The sequence below is a fragment of the Streptomyces sp. NRRL WC-3549 genome (assembly GCF_000721935.1).
Taxonomy (GTDB): Bacteria; Actinomycetota; Actinomycetes; order Streptomycetales; family Streptomycetaceae; genus Streptomyces.
In genome coordinates this window covers 101911-105106 of record NZ_KL585398.1, presented here as the reverse complement: position 1 = coordinate 105106, position 3196 = coordinate 101911, and the positions used below count along the sequence as shown (strand labels likewise).

4 protein-coding genes are annotated in these 3196 nt (G+C 74.9%); 3 read left to right on the top strand and 1 reads right to left on the bottom strand.

What is annotated here, in order from left to right; genetic code table 11:
- A partial coding sequence (locus IH13_RS0114800; RefSeq protein WP_110085007.1) for a S1C family serine protease occupies positions 1 to 975 on the top strand: 975 nt, incomplete at its 5' end.
- Positions 976 to 1097: 122 nt separating this feature from the next.
- On the opposite strand, the gene IH13_RS0114795 is transcribed toward IH13_RS0114800, so the two are convergent.
- Positions 1098 to 1301 (bottom strand): hypothetical protein, encoded by a 204-nt coding sequence (locus IH13_RS0114795; protein ID WP_031084595.1) that lies wholly within the window; start codon positions 1299 to 1301, stop codon positions 1098 to 1100.
- Between the two features lie 156 nt (positions 1302 to 1457).
- On the opposite strand from IH13_RS0114795, the gene IH13_RS0114790 reads away from it, so the two are divergent.
- Together IH13_RS0114790 and IH13_RS0114785 are read left to right on the top strand one after the other, a co-directional pair.
- Positions 1458 to 2660 (top strand): bifunctional adenosylcobinamide kinase/adenosylcobinamide-phosphate guanylyltransferase, encoded by a 1203-nt coding sequence (locus IH13_RS0114790; protein WP_031084593.1) that lies wholly within the window; start codon positions 1458 to 1460, stop codon positions 2658 to 2660.
- A 114-nt stretch (positions 2661 to 2774) separates the two neighbouring features.
- Positions 2775 to 3196, top strand: a 422-nt coding sequence (locus IH13_RS0114785) for a nicotinate-nucleotide--dimethylbenzimidazole phosphoribosyltransferase (protein WP_037841395.1), incomplete at its 3' end; no start/stop codon positions are given.

The following is a 3196-nucleotide window of genomic DNA, read 5'->3' as shown; positions in this document are numbered from 1 at the left end:
GCCCCGCCTCCGTCCGGTGCGCCGGTACGCGCGGCGGCCGCGGTCCGCGCCACGGACGAACTGCAGGACCAGTACCAGGCGGTCATCAAGAACGTGCTGCCCTCGGTGGTGCAGGTCGGCGCGTCGGACAGCCTCGGGTCCGGCATCGTCTACGACGACAAGGGCCACATCGTCACCAACGCCCACGTGGTGGGCGACGAGAAGGAGTTCGAGGTCAGCGTCGCCACCGGGGAGAAGGACCTGAAGGCGTCCCTGGTCTCCTCCTATCCGGAGCAGGACCTGGCCGTCATCAAGCTCGACCGCGTCCCGGGCGGGCTGCGGGCCGCGAAGTTCGGTGACGCCGACAAGGTCGAGATGGGCCAGATCGTGCTGGCCATGGGCTCACCGCTCGGCCTGTCCAGCAGTGTCACCCAGGGGATCGTCTCGGCGCTGGGCCGGACGGTCAGCGAGAGCAGCGCGGGCGGCGGCACCGGAGCCACGCTCGCCGACATGGTGCAGACCTCGGCGGCGATCAACCCGGGGAACAGCGGCGGGGCGCTGGTGAACCTGGACAGCGAGGTGATCGGCATCCCGACCCTCGCGGCGACGGACCCGCAGCTCGGCGGCAGCGCGGCGCCGGGGATCGGGTTCGCGATCCCGGTCTCCACGGTACGGACGGTCGCCGACCAGATCATCAGGTCGGGCCGGGTCACCGACTCGGGCCGCGCGGGGCTGAACATCACGGGCCGCACGGTCGTCGACGCGGAGTACCGGCCGGCCGGGGTGGCGATCGTGAGCGCGCCGAAGGGCGGAGCGGCGGCGAAGGCGGGGCTGCGCGCCGGGGACATCATCACCCGGATCGGTGACACCCCGGTCACCACGATCACGTCCCTCTCGGAGGCCCTGGCGAACGACGAGCCCGGCCAGAAGGTCAGGCTGACGTACACCCGGGGCGAGGAGAAGAGGACGGCAGAGGTCACGCTGGGCGAGATCTGAGCCCGCCGGGGCCGCCCCCCGGGGCGGACCCGGCCGCCGGCGGCCGGGGTCCTCCGTCCGGACCGTGCCGGGGTCGCGCGCCCCGGTCCTGTTCCGGACGGAAGAGGGACCCCAGGGCTGCCCTAGTCCCCCTGGAGGCTCATGGGGCCGTAGATTTTGGTCGAGTCCTCGAAGAGCGTCACCTGGTCCGCGCCGCCCTCCAGGAGCTCCTTCCAGAACTCACCGATCCAGGACTCCGCGTCCCCCTGGGTGGTGAATTCCTCCGGCTGCAGGGCCGGCTCCGTCTCCGTACCGTCGGACTTCTCGAACCGCCACGTCCACGCCATGTCCGCCTCCTGGGTCGTGTTGCTGCCCGAAGCCTAGTGGGTCCGGCCCCGCCCGGGCGGGGGTCCTGATCTTCCGGGCCCGCGCGATCCTGCCGAAGGGCCCGGGGCCCCGGCCCGGGCGCGCAGGCGGGACCGGGACGCGGGAGGATCAGGACCGTGGAACTGACTCTGCTCGGCACCGGAGCCCCCGAAGGGCTGCCTCGGCCCGACTGCCCCTGCGCCGTCTGCGCGTCGGCCCGCGGTACGGGGGCACGCGCCGCGACCTCGCTGCTCGTCGACGACGCGCTGCTGCTCGACCTCACCCCGGGGGCCGTGTTCGCCGCCGCCCGTGCGGGCCGTTCGGTCGCCGGCGTACGCCAGGTGCTGCTGACCCACCCGCACGACGGTCCCGCGCTGGAACTGCCCGCCGCGCTGCCTCCGGCCGGCCGGGTGCCGGACGGCCAGGAGCTGACCCTGATCAGCGGGCACCGGGTCCGGGCGGTGGCCATGGACTCCCCGGGGACCGGTTACGAGGTGGTCTCGCCGACGGGTGAGCGGCTGCTCTACCTGCCGCCGGGCGGTGCGCCGGCCGGTCTGGCCGACCGGGTGGCGGACCCCTACGACATGGTCGTCCTCGATGTGATCGGGCGGCCCGACGCCGTGGCCGCGCTGCGGGCCGTGCACGCGGTCACGGCCACCACCGAGGTGATCGCCGTGCATCTGGACCATGACGCGCCTCCCGGCCGGGACCTGGACCGGCGGCTGGCGGCCGGCGGGGCCCGGGCCGTGCCGGACGGGACGACGCTGCCGGTGGGCGAGTACCTGGCGGCGCCCGAGGTGCCCCGGCGCACGCTGGTCACGGGCGGTGCGCGGTCCGGGAAGTCGCTGGAGGCCGAGCAGCGCCTGGGCACGTTCCCCGAGGTGGTGTACGTGGCCACCGGCGGACGCCGGGAGGGCGACGCGGAGTGGGCCGACCGGATCGGGCTGCACCGGGAGCGCCGGCCCGCCGCGTGGCGTACCGAGGAGACGTGCGAGCTGGTGGAGCTGCTGGAGTCGGACGGCCCGCCGCTGCTGATCGACTGCCTGTCGCTGTGGCTGACGGACGCGATGGACCGGGTGGACGCCTGGGACGAGGCGCTCTGGGCGGACGGCGGCCGGGAGAGGCTGCGGGCCCGGGTCGCCGCCCTGGTCCACGCGGTGCGCGGGACGCGGCGCACCGTCGTGGCGGTGACCAACGAGGTCGGTTCCGGCGTGGTGCCGGCCACGCCGGGCGGCCGGCGCTTCCGGGACGAACTGGGCCGTCTGAACGCCGCGTTCGCCGACGAGTGCGAGCACGTGCTGCTGGTGGTGGCGGGTCAGGCGCTGGTGCTGCGGGGCTGAGCACCGCCGGGCACGAGGGCCCGGGGGCGGGGAGGGCCGCCGGGTACTGTTTCCGCACAGGAGTCCGCCGCCGGGCTCCGGCCCACCCTGTGACGACCCGCGAGGCAGACCCCCGTGAATCTGGACGACTTCTCCGACCTGATCGAACGCCCCGACGGAGGCGTGCGCCGTGCCGCCGAGGAACGCCGGCAGCGGCTGCTCGTCCCTCCCGGCTCCCTGGGCCGCCTCGACGAGCTGGCTGAATGGCTGTCCGCCGCCCAGCAGTCGGTGCAGGTCAAGCCGGTCGACCGGCCCCGCGTGGTGCTCTTCGCCGGTGACCACGGGGTGGCGGAGCTGGGCGTGTCGGGCCGGGCGGCCGGCAGCGCCCACGAGCTCGTCCGGGCGGTCCTGGACGGTTCGAGTCCGGTCGCGGTGCTGGCCCGGCGGTTCTCCGTACCGGTACGGGTCGTCGACGCCGGGCTGGACTGCGACCCGGAGCTGCTCCCCGAGGCCGTCGTGCGCCACCGGGTGCGGCGCGGCAGCGGCCGCATCGACGT